The sequence below is a fragment of the Anaeromyxobacter diazotrophicus genome (genome assembly GCF_013340205.1).
Classification (GTDB): Bacteria; Myxococcota; Myxococcia; order Myxococcales; family Anaeromyxobacteraceae; genus Anaeromyxobacter_A; species Anaeromyxobacter_A diazotrophicus.
Genome location: NZ_BJTG01000007.1, coordinates 285,938 through 300,383, shown reverse-complemented (window position 1 = coordinate 300,383; position 14,446 = coordinate 285,938). Strand labels below are relative to the sequence as shown.

General features: G+C 70.8%; 18 protein-coding genes. 9 read left to right on the top strand and 9 right to left on the bottom strand.

Translation table 11 applies throughout. The features are described 5' to 3' along the window. Positions 1–814 precede the first annotated feature (814 nt). The 5 genes from istA (at position 815) to HWY08_RS22040 (ending at position 5,028) form a co-directional block, all read left to right on the top strand. Complete coding sequence (istA, locus tag HWY08_RS15905) at positions 815–2,419, top strand: IS21 family transposase (RefSeq protein ID WP_176066950.1); 1,605 nt, start codon at positions 815–817, stop codon at positions 2,417–2,419. Further along, positions 2,358–3,167 carry an IS21-like element helper ATPase IstB gene (gene istB, locus HWY08_RS21920; protein ID WP_235969664.1) on the top strand — a complete coding sequence of 270 codons (810 nt, stop codon included), beginning with the start codon at positions 2,358–2,360 and terminating at the stop codon, positions 3,165–3,167. The genes istA and istB overlap by 62 nt, the downstream gene beginning before the upstream one ends. A gap of 171 nt (positions 3,168–3,338) precedes the next feature. Then, positions 3,339–3,665, top strand: a complete 327-nt coding sequence (locus HWY08_RS15895; RefSeq protein ID WP_176066948.1) for a GntR family transcriptional regulator — start codon at positions 3,339–3,341, stop codon at positions 3,663–3,665. Positions 3,666–3,694: 29 nt separating this feature from the next. Continuing rightward, positions 3,695–4,495, top strand: a complete 801-nt coding sequence (locus HWY08_RS15890; protein ID WP_176066946.1) for a hypothetical protein — start codon at positions 3,695–3,697, stop codon at positions 4,493–4,495. A gap of 404 nt (positions 4,496–4,899) precedes the next feature. Beyond that, positions 4,900–5,028 (top strand): hypothetical protein, encoded by a 129-nt coding sequence (locus HWY08_RS22040; protein ID WP_255499680.1) that lies wholly within the window; start codon positions 4,900–4,902, stop codon positions 5,026–5,028. Here HWY08_RS22040 and HWY08_RS15885 read toward each other — a convergent pair. The 7 genes from HWY08_RS15885 to HWY08_RS15855 form a co-directional block, all read right to left on the bottom strand. Beyond that, positions 5,025–5,915: a helix-turn-helix domain-containing protein gene (locus HWY08_RS15885; protein ID WP_176066944.1), complete on the bottom strand. Its 891-nt coding sequence runs from the start codon at positions 5,913–5,915 to the stop codon at positions 5,025–5,027. The genes HWY08_RS22040 and HWY08_RS15885 overlap by 4 nt on opposite strands. A gap of 15 nt (positions 5,916–5,930) precedes the next feature. Then, positions 5,931–6,131 carry a helix-turn-helix domain-containing protein gene (locus tag HWY08_RS15880; RefSeq protein WP_176066942.1) on the bottom strand — a complete coding sequence of 67 codons (201 nt, stop codon included), beginning with the start codon at positions 6,129–6,131 and terminating at the stop codon, positions 5,931–5,933. A 39-nt stretch (positions 6,132–6,170) separates the two neighbouring features. Then, positions 6,171–6,404 carry a helix-turn-helix domain-containing protein gene (locus tag HWY08_RS15875; protein ID WP_176066940.1) on the bottom strand — a complete coding sequence of 78 codons (234 nt, stop codon included), beginning with the start codon at positions 6,402–6,404 and terminating at the stop codon, positions 6,171–6,173. 2 nt (positions 6,405–6,406) lie between these two features. Then, on the bottom strand, positions 6,407–6,613 hold the full coding sequence (locus tag HWY08_RS15870; RefSeq protein ID WP_176066938.1) for a hypothetical protein: 207 nt from the start codon (positions 6,611–6,613) through the stop codon (positions 6,407–6,409). Continuing rightward, entirely contained in the window at positions 6,610–6,828 is a 219-nt protein-coding gene (locus HWY08_RS15865; RefSeq protein WP_176066936.1) for a sigma-70 RNA polymerase sigma factor region 4 domain-containing protein, read from the bottom strand. Before HWY08_RS15865 ends, HWY08_RS15870 begins: the two co-directional genes overlap by 4 nt. A 381-nt stretch (positions 6,829–7,209) precedes the next feature. Beyond that, positions 7,210–7,803 (bottom strand): tyrosine-type recombinase/integrase, encoded by a 594-nt coding sequence (locus tag HWY08_RS15860; protein WP_176066934.1) that lies wholly within the window; start codon positions 7,801–7,803, stop codon positions 7,210–7,212. Positions 7,804–7,898: 95 nt separating this feature from the next. Next, on the bottom strand, positions 7,899–8,792 hold the full coding sequence (locus tag HWY08_RS15855) for a LysR family transcriptional regulator (RefSeq protein ID WP_176066932.1): 894 nt from the start codon (positions 8,790–8,792) through the stop codon (positions 7,899–7,901). Between the two features lie 117 nt (positions 8,793–8,909). On the opposite strand from HWY08_RS15855, the gene HWY08_RS15850 reads away from it, so the two are divergent. Continuing rightward, positions 8,910–9,680 carry an SDR family NAD(P)-dependent oxidoreductase gene (locus HWY08_RS15850; RefSeq protein ID WP_176066930.1) on the top strand — a complete coding sequence of 257 codons (771 nt, stop codon included), beginning with the start codon at positions 8,910–8,912 and terminating at the stop codon, positions 9,678–9,680. A 121-nt stretch (positions 9,681–9,801) separates the two neighbouring features. Then, entirely contained in the window at positions 9,802–10,707 is a 906-nt protein-coding gene (locus tag HWY08_RS15845; RefSeq protein WP_176066928.1) for an NAD(P)-dependent oxidoreductase, read from the top strand. 75 nt (positions 10,708–10,782) lie between these two features. Here HWY08_RS15845 and HWY08_RS15840 read toward each other — a convergent pair whose 3' ends face one another. Next, positions 10,783–11,097 (bottom strand): hypothetical protein, encoded by a 315-nt coding sequence (locus HWY08_RS15840; RefSeq protein ID WP_176066926.1) that lies wholly within the window; start codon positions 11,095–11,097, stop codon positions 10,783–10,785. 13 nt (positions 11,098–11,110) lie between these two features. Beyond that, positions 11,111–11,554, bottom strand: a complete 444-nt coding sequence (rnk, locus tag HWY08_RS15835; RefSeq protein ID WP_176066924.1) for a nucleoside diphosphate kinase regulator — start codon at positions 11,552–11,554, stop codon at positions 11,111–11,113. 488 nt (positions 11,555–12,042) lie between these two features. Between rnk and HWY08_RS15830 the strand changes: the two genes are divergently transcribed. Continuing rightward, positions 12,043–12,552: a hypothetical protein gene (locus HWY08_RS15830; RefSeq protein WP_176066922.1), complete on the top strand. Its 510-nt coding sequence runs from the start codon at positions 12,043–12,045 to the stop codon at positions 12,550–12,552. A gap of 140 nt (positions 12,553–12,692) precedes the next feature. Further along, positions 12,693–14,405, top strand: a complete 1,713-nt coding sequence (locus HWY08_RS15825) for a cation:proton antiporter (protein WP_176066920.1) — start codon at positions 12,693–12,695, stop codon at positions 14,403–14,405. Positions 14,406–14,446 lie beyond the last annotated feature (41 nt).

Genomic DNA, 14,446 nt, shown 5'->3' with positions numbered 1-14,446 from the left:
TCGGGGGCAGGTCAGTTTGATCTACTCCGGGCGGTTTGGTCTACCCACGGGCCCACCCACCTAACCAACCCACCAACCATGAGTGTCGGTACGACCCCGTGCCGACACGGGAATCTACCATTTCGCGCTGTCCCGACCCAGCACCCACCCGGCCCCCACCTACTCGCGCACTGCCGCTTCGCCGCCTCGGGCAGACCCTCTTGATCTCGAGCTCGGCGGGAGCCAGCACGTTCACGATGCGTGACTATGGTCGTGGATGGTCGCGGCGAATGGACCGCCGGACCGAACCGGGAGCAGACCATGGCGGCGAAGACGTACGAGCTCAGGGCATCGCCGGTCAGGGCGGCGAAGAAGGCCGGGCTAGCCGGAGGGGCAGTTCGAGGCGTTCCGGGTGGACGACGGCGAGGGCAGGAGCCAGGAGCCACTGGGAGTGGAAGCCGAAGGCCGCCCCTGCACCTGTGGCCACTGCGCCCGCGGCGCCCCCTGTGTCCACTGCGGCCGCCGCCCCTCCCGCCACTTCGGCCGAGCCGGCGGTGGCGGCGCCTCCGGGGCAGCCGGTGCCCGAAGTTGTCGCGGGGCGCGGTAGTTGATCCACAAGGAGCGCCCAAGCTGATCCACCGGGGGCGGGCAAGGTGATCCACCCATGATCACCCATACTGATCCACCCCAGGGGCGGGGCAGCTGATCCACCCCGCAGCTCCCGACAGGACGACGAGGAGGCCGCCGCCGCGAGGCGCGCGGAGCGAGAGATGTGCGTCCTTCGGGGGGCGGTCAGGGTCGCGTGCGACGCCGGGGCTTTGCCCCGGAGGCACGCATGGCAGGGAGGAGATGCGCGGTGCTGGACGTGCGCGAGATGCTGCGGCGCCTGCGGCTCGGCGAGAGCGCCCGAGCGGTCGCCAAGGGACTCGGCGTCAGCCGCAACACGGTGCGCGAGTACGTGGCCTGGTTGGATGCGGAGGGCCTGCTCGCGGGCGACGCAGCGGCCCTGCCGAGCGCCGGCGAGCTGGAGGTGCGGCTGGCCCGGACCGAGCCGATGGCGCAGCCGCCGCGGCTCATGCCTTACCGCGACGAGATCGCCGAGCTCGTCGGTGCGGGTCTGCAGGTCAAGGTCGCCTGGGAGCGGTTCTCGACCGCGCACCCGGATCAACGCGCGAGCTACACGGCGTTCCGGCGCTTCGTGCGCCGCTACGTGGACGAGCGGCCGCGGCGCGCCGTGGTCCGGCTCGAGGTGGGGCCGGGCGAGGAGGCGCAGGTCGACTTCGGCTACGCCGGTCTCGTCCCGCGCGCGCCGGGCGAGCCGCCCGCGAAGACCTGGGTCTTCGTGATGACGCTCTCGCACAGCCGCCACCAGTACGTGGAGCTGGTGCAGGACCAGACCGTCGGCACCTGGCTCGCGCTACACCGCAACGCCTTCGCCTTCTTCGGCGGTGTGCCCCGCAAGATCGTCCTCGACAACCTCAAGGCCGGCATCATCAAGGCGTCGGTCACCGATCCCGAAGTCCAGCGCTCCTACCGCGAGTGCGGCGAGCACTACGGCTTCATCATCTCGCCGTGCGTGCCGCGCTCCCCTGAGCACAAGGGCAAGGTCGAGCGCGACGTCCAGTACGTGAAGCGCAGCTTTCTCGCCGGACGCACCATTCGCTCGCTAGAGGAGGGCAACGAGGAGGCCCTCGAATGGGTGCTCGAGCACGCCGGCCGCCGCATCCACGGCACCACGCACGAGGTCCCGTTCCAGGTCTTCGAGCAGCGCGAGCGTGCCGCGCTCCTGCCGCTGCCGACGGCGCACTTTGACCTGGTCGAGTGGAAGCAGGCGAAGCTCCACCCCGACTGCCACGTCGTCTTCGCCAAGGGCTACTACTCGGCGCCGCATCCACTCATCGGCGAGCGGCTCTGGCTGCGCGCCACGTCCCGCGTCGTACAGCTCTTCCGCGGTCACCAGCTGGTGGCCACCCACGGCCGGGCGTTCCGCCCCGGGCAGCGGGTCACCAACCCTGCGCACCTACCGCCGAAGAAGCTGCGCTACCTCATGCAGACGCCAACATGGTGTCGCGAGCGGGCGGCGCAGATCGGGCCCGCGACATCCACCTTCATAGAGCGGCTCCTCGGTGACGAGGTGCTGGACCGGCTGCGTGGCGCCCAGGCCACGCTGCGGCTTACCGACACCTACGGCGAGGCGCGGCTCGAAGCGGCCTGTCACCGCGCCGTCGTGTGCGACGCCATCTACTCGAAGACGGTGCAGCGCATCCTGCTCCGCGGCCTGGACCGTGAGCCGCTGCCCGGCGAGCGCGCTCCTACGCCCGACTCGCTCCCCGCGCCCATCTACGCTCGGACCTTCTTCGACCTCTTCACCCCGGCCGATCCGACCACCACCGAAGGAGAGAAAGCATGGACCTCGCTCACCAGCTCACCCCGATGCTAAAAAGCCTGCGCCTCAGCGGAATCCTGGAGACGCTCGAGCTCCGCAACCGCGGCGCCATCGAATCAAAGCTCTCGTACGTGGAGTTCCTGGCCCAGCTCGTCGAGGACGAAGTGGAGCGGCGTGCCCAGCACAAGCTGAAGATGCGGCTCCGCCGCGCCGCCTCGACCCACAGAAGACGCTGGAGACCTTCGACTACGCCGCATGCCCCAAGCTGTCTCAGAAGGAGATCGCCGACCTCGCGACGTGCCGCTTCGTCGAGCGACATGAGAACGTCTTCTTCGTCGGGCCCGCGGGCGTGGGGAAGAGCCACCTCGCCCAGGCGCTTGGCCACGAGGCGTGCCGCCGCGGCTACGACGTGCTCTTCATGCCAGCCGCTCGCGTCCTGGCACAGCTCGCGGCGGGCCGCGCCGACGGGACCTACGAGCGCCGCCTTGCTGGTTTCGCCCGACCGCACCTGCTCATCCTCGACGACTTCGGGCTCAAGCCGCTGCGCCCGCCGGCGCCCGAGGACCTCTACGAGCTCATCGCGGAGCGCTACGAGAAGGGCTCGATGATCGTGACCTCGAACCGCGCTTTCGCCGAGTGGCCCGACGCCTTCGGCGAGCCGCTTCTCGCCAGCGCCGCTCTCGACCGCCTCGCTCACGACGCTCATCAGGTCGTCATCACCGGCGAGAGCTACCGGACCCGCGCGACGCGCAAGCGGGCCGCCGATAAGAGGGGCGGGAACGATACGCACGCGGAGGGCTGACGATTCGGTAGGCTATTGCCCGTCGACGGATCATCGACCTGATTTGTCCGGCCACAATGGGTGTGCGCTCACGCGCAGCCGTCCAGCCCTCTTGACGTTTGCTAGCATACTAGTTATTTAGCTAGTCCGATGCCGCTGCGCGTTCAGCTCGATTACGGGTCGGGGGTTCCCGTGTTCCGCCAGATCTTCGACGCCGTGGCGGCGGCGCTCGCGACCGGGGAGATCGCCCCGGGTGAGCAGCTCCCGACAATCCACGCGCTCGCGCGCGAGCTGGACGTGAACCCGAACACGATAGTCCGGGCGTACCGCGAGCTGGAGCACGCGGCGCTGGTCGTCTCGGAGCGTGGCCGAGGAACCTTCCCCGTGGAGCGCGCAGGGCCCCTCGTCCACAAGGACGGCGTCTTGCGGAAGGCGCTCGGACGGATGTTCCGCGAGTGCGAGCGGGAGGGCTTCTCGCAGGCGGAGGTCATGCTCTTCCTGCGGCGGGAGATCCGATGAGAGTGGAGCGGGTTGGGACTTTCGTCCTCGTGCGGCTCGCGTTCGTGAAGGCGTGGCGGAGCCCGGGTCTGTGGCTCTGGGGTGCGCTGCTCGTCTCGGTGAACTTCCTCGGCTCCGGCGCGGACGGCTACGACCCTCGACAGCAACCCAGCTCGCTCGCCGAAACGTTCGCGCACGCGCGAGCCCACGCCGTGCAGGCGGGCGCGCTCGGCGCGCTCGCGCTTTTCCTCGACGTGTGGTTGCTCGTTGCCCTGACGCGCGCGGCGCTGTTCGTCCTGCAAGGACGCTCGCCGTCGCCCAACGCCATCGTGGCAACGATCCGACCGCGCTGGAGGTCCATCCTCGTCTTCTCGGCACTGTTCGCGGCGGGCACGTTCCTGCTGGGCGCTATCGGCGTGTGGTCGTGGGCGCTCAGCTTCGCCCTCTCGGGGGCCTGGAGCTTCTCGCTCTACCTCGGAATCCCGGTGCTGGCGCGAGAGCCTGCGACAGGTGTTGGTGCCGTGCGGCGCGCATGGGCGCTCGTTCGGCGGTGTTGGGCCCGGCGGCTCACCGGGCTTTTCGTGACGGGCGCCTGTTTTGTCCTCGCTTGTGGTCTGTGCGGCGCGCTCGCGTTCGCGCTCATGGCCCGCGGCACGGGATCGGCGGACCCGTCACGATGGCCGCAGAGCTGGATTCTGCTGCTCCAACTCGCGTTCGCGCCCATCGGAGCGTTCTTTCTGGTCGTGGATCAGGTCTTCGACGCCGCGCTCTACGCCAACTTGACCGAGGGCACGTCGCCGAAGCTGCCGAACCGCGTCGAGGCAGAGTCCACCTGGCGCGCGCGCGTGTAGAGACATCGGCGGCGGTTCGACATCGGGGGTCGGCCTCTCGGTCGAGGTAGAACGCGCAAGCGGCTGCTTGCGACGCGCTGCGCGGCGCCTCTAGCTCTCTCTAGGCGTCCCGCAGCTCACGACCTTCGCTTTCTCTACCCCGCTTGTCGCACGGCCCATCGGCCCTGACCTCGTACCCCGCCCTTCCTCTCGGCCGCCCGCCTTCGGGTGGCGCGGGTCCGCTGGCGCGGGGTGGATCAGTATGGAAGCCCTCGGAGTGGATCAGTTGGGTGTGTCATTGACACGAAGTCAAGCCGGAGCCGGCCCCGGCGCCCGCCCCTACCGCGCCACGGGGTTCGAACGTCCGGCCGAGCAAGTCCACCGTCGAGAAGCCCACCAAGGCGGTCTGGGCCATCGCGGACGAGATGCGGGCGGCGAACCCGCAGGCCACGCACAAGGAGATCGTGGACGAGTGCATCCGGCGCGGGATCGCGTTCTACACCGCGAAGACCCAGGTCCAGCGGTTCCTCAAGGCGAAGAAGACGACAACCTAGAAGAGGTTCCGATACGCGGCGTAGAGGCGCTGCGAGTCCTGGCCGTCGATCGTCCCAAAGTACACGCGGCTCCCGCCGATGGAGGCCTTGGTGGCAAGGGCCTCCATCAGCGCCACCACCGACTCATCGATCGCCTGCCAGTGCTGGACGAAGAAGAAGTCGGCGGGAGAGGAGAACAACCGCTGGATCTGATCGCCGTTCTTGCCCATGCGCGCGGGCGTTAGCTTCGCTTTCAGTCCGGGTCCCTTCAGGGCGAACGCGGCCCGGTAGCGCCGGCCCCGGTACACGAGCCTGCCAGTGAACACATCGTTCGCCTCGCCGCCCCAGTCCTTGAACGCACCGCCCTGCCGCAGGATCTTCAGTAAACCTTGCTTGAAGGCCTTCTCGGACACAGTCGCGGCAAGGTTCCCCGCCGGAAGAACCTTCCGGACCCTCTCGAAAGAGTCGATCTCGTCGATCGTGATGAACTTCGGCTGCTCGAAGCGAACGCCGCGCGGCAGCTTGATCTTGACCGTCAGGCCGCCGTCGGCGGAGCGAGACGGATTCCGCTTTGTCGGGACCTTCGCGCGCTTCGCCGGATCAGAAGCCAGCGCCAGAATCTTCGCCTTGTTCGCGTGGTAGAAGTCATCCTTTCGGTACCCGATCTCTCCGTCGACCTTGTCCTGAGCAACGATCCCCTTGGTCGCGAGCTTACGGCCCTCTTCTAGCACTCGCTTCCGCGAGAGCCCCGTCGCGTCCGAGATCTCCCCGACAGTCTTCAGCTGCTTCTTGCCGTGATAGATCGCGACGAAGACGGCGCGACGCTGCTTCGCCTTGCCAATACACTCGGCGGCGTGAACGATCTGTTCGGGGCCGTTCGACCTCGAGTCTGAAACCGCAACGGTCACAACTCCTCCGGGGCGCTACCGCGGCCGCTTCGTCGCCGCATCCTTCTTCTTCGGCCCGTTGAGCATTCTGCTCACGCTCGCCTGGTCGACCCCGAGCGCCCTGGCCACCGCATCCTGTGACATCTTCTTCTGCGTGCCCTCCGTGAGGGCCAGCACGAGCAACTTCTTGATGCTCGCCAGTTCCGCAGCGACCTTCTTCAATTCGTCCTCACCCATCGTTCCCCTCCCGCCAGGTACCACTGTCGTGGGCCTAAGCTACTCGTCTGATCCCTTCTTGCCGTTCCTTTTCAGTCGCTGAAGCGTCGTCGCGACGGTAGCTGGCGTCGTGTCGAGCACGTCTGCGATGTCCTGTGCCGTCGCTCCGGTCGTCGACAGCAGGCGGACCAACTCCTTCTGCCCCATTGTCTGCTTCAGCGGAGCCGCAAGGAGCCGGTTCGTAAGCTTCATCTGTACGAGCAGGTCGTACGTGGTCGCGTCCTTCTTGGCCATGTCTACTTTCCGTTCGTCTTGGTCTTCTTCGCCTTGGAGATGACCGAGGTCACGTCCTTGGGCTCCATCGCGAGGATCGCCGCGATGCGAGTCGGGGGGATGCCGAGGTCGCTCAACTTGCGAATCGCGTCGGCCCTGGACTCAAACTTCCCACTCAGCGCGATGACCACACGCGTCAGGTCATTGATGGCCTGCACCGTCTCTTTCATGTCTTGCTCCCCTTCTTTCGGGCCTTCTTGACCACCATGTTGACGGCGTTCGGGCTCTTGCCGAGGAGATCGCCGATCTCCTTGTGCGTGAACCCCAGTCCCGCGAGGAGGACCTCGGGCTTAACAGCGGTTCCAGCTTCGCCGTTTGCCGGCACCACCGGCCGCTGGAGCTGCAGCGCAAGAATCGCCTTCGCGTACTTGACAAGCTCTTCCATGGCTCCTCCGCCCGAAGACGCTAGCGGCGCGAAACGCGCTCGTCAAGTCGCGGCCTCGGCACCCACGAAACCGAGGTTGAACACCATACAACCACGCTTCTCATTTACCGCATTTTTACTGTACTTGAGAGACCGCCTGGACTTAGGTCGGTTTAATACGTGCTCACAACGCTGGGCGCAGATGGAGGGAGCGCAGCTGAACGGGATGATCATGGATGCGCGGGTGAAGGACACACCACGCCGTCGGGATTATCGCCTCGGCGTCTGACATTCGCTTGAGGCGCGAGGCGACAAGTCAGGCTCCGAGACGGGGCCTGCGCTCGTTGGTGCGCTACTCACGCGCTAGTTGAAACAGCGTCAGAGCACACGCAAGACAAGCAACTACGCGACGGGTTGGTCCGAGTCCTCGACGACAGGCGGCTCGTTCGCCGCCGGCACTTGCGGAACCACATGCAGGCCCGACACGAGGCGCAGAACGTAGCCCGCCCACCGCTGAACCGCCTCCATCGCCTCGCCGTCGTACATGAAGCGGTTGTAGACGGAGCTCGTCACGTCCGATTTCTGCGGCACGTGCGCGAGGATCCGGTCGATGACTTCACGGCGGTAGCCGAGCATCGCGATGCCTGTGGCCATCGTCCGCCGCAAGTCGTGGAACCGCCACCCCGTAACCGGCTCGCCGAGTTCCTCGGACATGAGCTTGTCGATCCGTTCCTTGGCCTTGCCCCACCCCGAGATCGGCGCCTTGCCGTTCGTGGTGAACACGTACGCGCCGAGCTTGGGCTGGGCGTCCACTAGCCCCTTGGCGGCGGCGGAGAGCGGAGCCCGGAAGTCGCGGCCGTTCTTCATGCGCGACCCAGGCATCGCGGCCCAGTCACCGTCCAACTCGTCCCAACGGAGGAACGCCGCCTCGTTGCGGCGGTCACCAGTCAGCAGCAGGACCCGCGTGGCGGGGCCGAAGATACCCCCGAGCCGCATGGTCGCCTTCCACAGCGACTGCCACCGCCCGTCCACCGGCCGAGCGAGCCGCCGGTCCCGGCGACCGCGCCTGCGCGCGCCCCGGCGACCTGACCTCACCCGTACCGCCCCCTCAGCACCTCCGTGATCCAGCTCATCACCACGCGCACGTGGCGCGGGACGTTGCGCCCGTGAGGATGGACGAGCGAGACCGGCAGCGGCTCGCAGGTGTGCTGCGGCAGGACCTCGACGAGGTCACCGGCGGCGAGGCCCGCCAGCATCCCCGCCCGCGGCGCCTGGATGATGCCGAGGCCGGCGACGCACGCCGCGTGGTACGAGTCGGTGCTGTTGACGGTGACCACGCTCCGCATCGGCCGCTCGCGGTAGACCCGGCCGTCGCGGTACTCGAAGCCCGGCGCGTCCGTGCCGAACCGCGACGCGTAGTGCACCAGGAGGTGCCGGTCGAGGTCTTCGAGCGAGCGGGGCGTGCCGTACCTCTTCAGATAGCCGGGGCTGGCGCAGTTCATCATCTGCAGCTCGCCGAGGCGCCGGGCGACGAGGCCGGACGGGTCAAGCTTGCCGACGCGCAGCACCAGGTCGAAGCCCTCGCGGATGACGTCCACCCGGCGGTCGGTCGTGCTGAGCTGCACCTCGAGGTGCGGGTGGCCGTCGAGCAGCTCGGGCAGCCTCGGGATGAGCAGCGAGCGCGCGAGGCTCTGCGGCATGTCCACGCGCACCCGACCCCGCAGCGTGCTCGGCGTCTGGAACATCGCGGCGAGGCCCTCCGCGTCCAGCACGAGCTGACGCGCCCGCGCGAGGAGCTCCTCCCCGCTCGCCGTGAGGCGCACGGCGCGCGTCGAGCGCTGCAGGAGCCGGGTCCCCAGCTCGCTCTCCAGCCCCTGGACCGCGGTCGAGACGCGGGCCTTGGAGAGGCCGAGCTGCTCGGCCGCCCGCGTGAAGCTCCCCAGCTCCGCGACCTTCACGAACATCCGCAGCCCGTCGATCGTCATCGCGACATCGTTCTCCTTTTGCGAACGGTGTGTCGAGCCCTGGCGGGCTACCGCCGCGCGTCCCTGGGATCCTATCGTCAGCACGAGCTGAACGACACCCCCACGGGAGAAACCTCGATGGCAGCCTCCGGACAGACCCCGATCGCGCTCATCACGGGCGGCAGCCGCGGCCTCGGCCGCAGCATGGCGTTGCACCTCGCGGAGCGAGGGGTCGACGTCATCCTCACCTATCGCGCCGCGGCCGGCCAGGCGGGCGAGGTCCGCGACCGGATCCGCGCCCTCGGCCGCGAGGCGGTGGCGCTCCCGCTCGACGTCTCCGACGGCGCCTCGTTCGACGCGTTCGCGAACGAGGTGTCGGCGCAGCTCGAGCGGACCTGGGAGCGGCCGCGGTTCGACTTCCTCGTGAACAACGCCGGCACCTCGCTGCACGCCGGCCTCGCGGAGACGACGCCGGCGCAGCTCGACGCGATCTACGGCGTCCACTTCAAGGCGCCCTTCCTGCTCACGCAGCGTCTGCTGCCGCTGATCGCGGACGGCGGGCGCATCCTCAACGTCTCGAGCGGGCTGACGCGCATGACGTTTCCCGGCTCCGCCGCCTACGGCGCGATGAAGGCCGCCGTGGAGGTCCTCACGCGCTACATGGCGAAGGAGCTCGGCCCGCGCCGGATCACCGCCAACGTGATCGCGCCCGGCGCCATCGCGACGGACTTCAGCGGCGGGAGGGTGCGCGACGATCCCGAGGTGAACCGGATGGTCGCCTCGGTGACCGCGCTCGGCCGCGTCGGGCTGCCGGACGACATCGGCGGGGCGGTGGCGCTCCTGCTCTCGCCCGAGGGCGCGTGGATCAACGGCCAGCGGATCGAGGTCTCCGGGGGCATGGGCCTCTGAGCCTGCGCGCCGGTCGCGGCGGGACGCAGGCGGGGCCCGCCCCGGACGCGCTGCCTCCCCTCACCACCGCACCGTGCCCCGCCGCGCGCGCCGCCCTAGGTTCCCGGCACGGGAGGCGACGATGCGCGTCGGGTTCATCGGGCTGGGTTCCATGGGGCGCGGGATGGCGGAGAGCCTGCTCCGCGGCGGACACGAGGTCGTGGCCTGGAACCGGACGCGCGAGCGGGCGGAGGCGCTGCGGGGCGCGGGGGCGGCGGTCGCCGCCACGCCCGCGGAGGCGGCGCGGGCCGGGGTCGTCCTCACCATGCTCTCCGACGACCGCGCGGTGGAGGCGGTCGAGGGGGGGCCGGACGGGCTCCGCGCCGGGTTGCCCCGGGGCGGGCTCCACGTCTCCCTGAGCACGCTCGCGCCGGAGACGGTGACGCGGCTGGCGCGCGAGCACGCCGCGGCTGGGCAGGACTTCCTGGCGGCGCCGGTCTTCGGGCGCCCCGACGTCGCCGCCGCCGGCAAGCTCAACGTGGTGGCCGCCGGGCCGAAGGCCGCGCTCGAGCGCGCCCGGCCGCTGCTCGACGCGGTCGGCCAGCGCGTCTTCCCGGTGGGCGAGGACCCGGCGCAGGCGGCGCTGGTCAAGCTCGCCGGCAACTTCATGCTCACCGCGGCCATCGAGGCGCTGGCCGAGGCGCTCGCCCTGGTGGGGAAGGCGGGCGTCGACCGCGCGCGCTTCCTCGAGGTGCTGACCGAGACGCTCTTCGCCGCCCCGGCCTACCGGACCTACGGTCGCGCCCTGCTCGAGGGGCGCTTCGCGCCGCCCGGCTTCACCCTACCCCTCGGCGCCAAGGACAACCGGCTCTTCCTCCAGGCCGGAGAGCGCCACCAGGTGCCGCTGCCGCTGGCGAGCCTGGTGCGCGATCGCATGCTGGCGGCGCTGGCGCGAGGCTACGGCGGCCTCGACTGGGCGGCCTTCGGCCACCTCGCGGAGGAGGAGGCGGGCGCGCCGCCGCTGCCGCCGGCCGAGCCGCGCGGCTGACCCGCACCGCCCCCGCCCCGCTCCCGCCGCGGCACCGCGGCGCGGGAGCTGGGGCGGCGCCCGGACCCCGCCCCGTCAGACGCCCGCCTGCGAGGGCCGCATCCCCGTCGTGCGCTGCTTCACCCGCATCTGCGAGTCGGTGCGCTGCCGGTTCGCCGCCCGCCGCGTGGAGCGGCGCGAAGGCCGCCCTTCGCTGCGCTCCAGGGCGTAGGCCGCCTTCTTCGCCGCCTTCGGCGAAGCCTTCCGCGGCCCCGCCTTGCGGTCGGTGGCGCTCACGCCCGGCTTCGCGGTGTCGACGCCCACGTCGCGGCGCGGGCGCGGCGGGCTCTTCGCCTTCTTCGGGCCGGACCGCTCGGTCCAGTAGCGGTGTTCCTCTGCCTTCGTGGCCATTCGCTCCTCCCGTTCAGTCTGCGAGTGGATTCATGTCGTTCGAGCCGCCGTCCTGCGCCACCGCGACGATGGTGAGGGCGGCGTTCCTCCCGCCCGGGAGAGGCCAGTCGATGCTCTGCCCCACCGAGAGGCCGAGCAGCGCCGCACCCACCGGGGCGAGGACGGAGATCCTGCCGCGGGGCGGATCGGCCTCCCACGGGTAGACGAGCTGGACGTCCCGGCGCTTGCCCGTCTCGTCCTCGAACACGACGCGCGAGCCCATCGCGACGAGGTCGCGCGGCAGGGCGCCGGCGGGCAGGATGACCGCCCGGTCGAGCTCGGCCTCGAGCTGCGCGGCGGCGGCCGCGTCCCGGCCGGCCGCATGGCGGTCGACCACCTCCCGCAGGCGTTCGAGGTCGCCCTCGCCGAGGTGGATGGCCGAGAGGTCGTGGAGCTTCTTCACGGTGGATGCGTACATGGGACTCGTCTCCTGGTGAGGCGCTTCGCGCGCCACGGCGTGGCGCACGGCAGCGAAGGCCGCGCGCGGCGCTCGCCACGGCGTGGTTCATCGAGAAGATCGCTGGGGGTGGAGAGCGCCGGGCCGAACCGTCAGCAGGCCGCGGCGCGGCGACCGGGGCAGTCGCAACACCGGCCGAGCACGCGAGGCACGGCACGCCGGGCCAGGGCCCGGGCGCCGGCGATTCGGGAGATGGAGGTCGGAAGCAGCGACATGATCTCTCTTGCCGCGAAGCACGCATCGCGACGATCCCAACTTAGGAACGCGGGCGCGCGAAGTCCAGCCGCGGATCCGACCCGCGGCCGCGCCAGCCCCGCTCCGAGGCCCCGAGCGCGCGGTGGCCACTCCGACGGTTTCCTTGGTACGTTGAGGAGTGTCCGTCGCAGGCGAGCGCATCGCGCGCCCTCCGCCGCCGCCCGACGGGCCTGCGTCCTGAGGAGCCAGCCCCCATGCCGATGGACGATGACGCCCCGCGCTCGCGACCGACGCCGATCGAGCTCGAGCGGAGCGCCACGCAGGAGCTCCTCGCGCTGGACCGCTTCGTGCGAGCCGTCTACGCGGAGCTCTCCGGGGCCGGCGCCGGCGGAGGTACGCCCTCGAGCCTCCTCACCGAGGCGCGGCTCGACCTCACCGGCTGCCGGTGGCGCCCTCCCGGCGTGGCCGCGCCAGGCGCGGGTGCGGGCGGCGCCGAACGGCGCGCGGCGCCCGCGCGGCTCACCGAGCGAGCCAGGACCGTCCACCTCGTGGCGGACGTCGCCGTGGTGATCAGCACCAGCGACGCGGTCGACGGGGTGGACACGTGGACCGTCGTCCACTGCATGCAGCTCCGCCGGTCCTCGGCGGGCTGGGCCCTGCACGAGCTGGTCTCGCGCGACGAGACCTACGTCTTCTCGGAGAAGGTGACCGACCCTCGTCCGCTCGCCGCGCGGCTCGCGCCGCCGCGCCGGGGCCGGGGTTAGCGGATGCGCCCACCTGTCGGGGCGGGAGACCCCACGTATCCCGGTCGGGCCCCTGGGGGGCAAGCGCGCGCGGTGGCCCGCGGGCCGCGGCCGCGTAACATGGGCGGTGGCGGACGCTCATCCACACCGGGGGTCGACCGATGCACGACGGCGGCATCCTCCTGACCTTCGCCGGCGGGCTGGCAGGGGCCTTGGTGCTCGGCTACCTCGCCCACCGCCTGAAGCTCTCTCCCATCGTCGGCTACTTGCTCGCGGGCGTGCTCGTGGGGCCGTTCACGCCCGGCTTCGTGGCGAACCGCGCCGTCGCTGAACAGTTCGCGGAGATCGGCGTCATCCTGCTCCTCTTCGGGGTCGGGCTGCGCTTTCACCTGCGCGAGCTCGTCGCGGTGTGGCGGGTGGCCCTCCCCGGGGCCGTCGTCCAGTGCACGGCGTCCACGTTCTTGCTGGCGGTGCTCGTGAGGCCGCTGGGCTGGAGCTGGACGTCGGGGCTCATCCTTGGCATGGGGGTCTCGGTGGCGAGCACGGTGGTGATGGCGCTGGTGCTGGCCGACCGCCACGACCTGCACGCGACCATCGGCCACATCGCCATTGGCTGGACCGTCGTGGAGGACCTCCTGACGGTCGCGCTGCTGCTGCTCTTGCCCATCCTGTTCGGGCCTGGAGGGGCCGAGCACGACCCCGGCCCTGCGCTCGCGCTCGCCGGGCTGAAGGTCCTCGCGCTGGTCGCGGTGGTCGTCGTCCTCGGGAAGTGGGTGATCCCCTGGGCGCTCGAGCGGATCGCGAAGACGCACGTCCGGGAGCTCTTCACCCTGGGCGTGCTGGTGCTGGCGGTCGGCATCGCGGTCGGATCGGCCGAGCTCTTCGGCGTGTCGATCGCGCTGGGCGCGTTCCTCGCGGGGCTCGCGGTGGGCCGCTCCGAGTTCGCGGCGCGCGCCGCGGGCGACGCGGTGCCGATGCGCGACGCGTTCGCCGTGCTCTTCTTCGTCTCGGTGGGCATGCTCTTCGACCCCAGGAGCCTCGTGCAGGCCCCTCTCCTGACCGCGGCCGTGCTCGCGGTGGTGGTCGTCGGCAAGCCGCTCATCGCCGTCGGCACCGTCCGGCTCCTCGGCGTCCCGCTCGCGACGGCCGTACCGGTGGGCGCCGCCTTCTCGCAGGTGGGCGAGTTCAGCTTCATCCTCGGCACGGTCGCGCGGCAGCTCGGCCTCCTCGACGACGCGGGCTGGAACGCGCTGGTCGCGACCTCGCTCGTCTCGATCTCCCTCAACCCCGCCCTCTACCGGTGGGCGCGTGGGCTCACGCCGTCCGCTCCGGCGCTGGCGCCGGTGTCGACCGGCGAGCGGCGGCCGCTCGAGCCCAACCGGAGCATCCTGGTCGGTTACGGTCCGGTGGGCAGGGTCGTCCACCGGCTCCTCGTGGACCGCGGCGCGGCGGTGACCGTGGTCGAGCTCAACCTCGACGTCGTGCGCGCGCTGAAGGCCGACGGGGTGAACGCCCTCTACGGCGACGTGCTGCGGCCGGGGACGCTCGAGGAGGCGGGGATCGCCACGGCAGGCAACCTCGTCCTGAGCGCCGACGTGGAAGATGCGGCGGAGATCATCCGGCAGGCGCGCGCCCTGAACCCGGAGCTGCGCGTCTTCGCGCGCTGCACGCACCTGCGCGACGCGCCGGGGCTCAAGCGCGCGGGCGCCAACGTCGTCGCGGCGGGCGAGGCGGAGATCGGCGTGGCGCTCGTGGAGGCCATGACGGCCGGCGAGCTGGCCGACGGTGCGGCGCTGGCGGACCAGCGCGACGCCGTCCGGGCGCGGCTCTACGGGCCTGGCGCTCCCGAGCGGCCGGCGCGCGGAAGGGTCTGAGGGGTGCGCTCTCTCCTCCCGCGAGGTCGCCGGGGCGCCCC

Coding starts and splice junctions, on each gene's coding strand:
- istA (WP_176066950.1), top strand. CDS start 815: ATGGCAGGGAGGAGATGCGCGGTGCTGGACGTGCGCGAGATGCTGCGG.
- HWY08_RS22040 (WP_255499680.1), top strand. CDS start 4,900: ATGCGGGCGGCGAACCCGCAGGCCACGCACAAGGAGATCGTGGACGAG.
- HWY08_RS15880 (WP_176066942.1), bottom strand. CDS start 6,131: ATGGGTGAGGACGAATTGAAGAAGGTCGCTGCGGAACTGGCGAGCATC.
- HWY08_RS15875 (WP_176066940.1), bottom strand. CDS start 6,404: ATGGCCAAGAAGGACGCGACCACGTACGACCTGCTCGTACAGATGAAG.
- HWY08_RS15870 (WP_176066938.1), bottom strand. CDS start 6,613: ATGAAAGAGACGGTGCAGGCCATCAATGACCTGACGCGTGTGGTCATC.
- HWY08_RS15865 (WP_176066936.1), bottom strand. CDS start 6,828: ATGGAAGAGCTTGTCAAGTACGCGAAGGCGATTCTTGCGCTGCAGCTC.
- HWY08_RS15860 (WP_176066934.1), bottom strand. CDS start 7,803: ATGCGGCTCGGGGGTATCTTCGGCCCCGCCACGCGGGTCCTGCTGCTG.
- HWY08_RS15855 (WP_176066932.1), bottom strand. CDS start 8,792: ATGACGATCGACGGGCTGCGGATGTTCGTGAAGGTCGCGGAGCTGGGG.
- HWY08_RS15850 (WP_176066930.1), top strand. CDS start 8,910: ATGGCAGCCTCCGGACAGACCCCGATCGCGCTCATCACGGGCGGCAGC.
- HWY08_RS15845 (WP_176066928.1), top strand. CDS start 9,802: ATGCGCGTCGGGTTCATCGGGCTGGGTTCCATGGGGCGCGGGATGGCG.
- HWY08_RS15840 (WP_176066926.1), bottom strand. CDS start 11,097: ATGGCCACGAAGGCAGAGGAACACCGCTACTGGACCGAGCGGTCCGGC.
- rnk (WP_176066924.1), bottom strand. CDS start 11,554: ATGTACGCATCCACCGTGAAGAAGCTCCACGACCTCTCGGCCATCCAC.
- HWY08_RS15830 (WP_176066922.1), top strand. CDS start 12,043: ATGCCGATGGACGATGACGCCCCGCGCTCGCGACCGACGCCGATCGAG.
- HWY08_RS15825 (WP_176066920.1), top strand. CDS start 12,693: ATGCACGACGGCGGCATCCTCCTGACCTTCGCCGGCGGGCTGGCAGGG.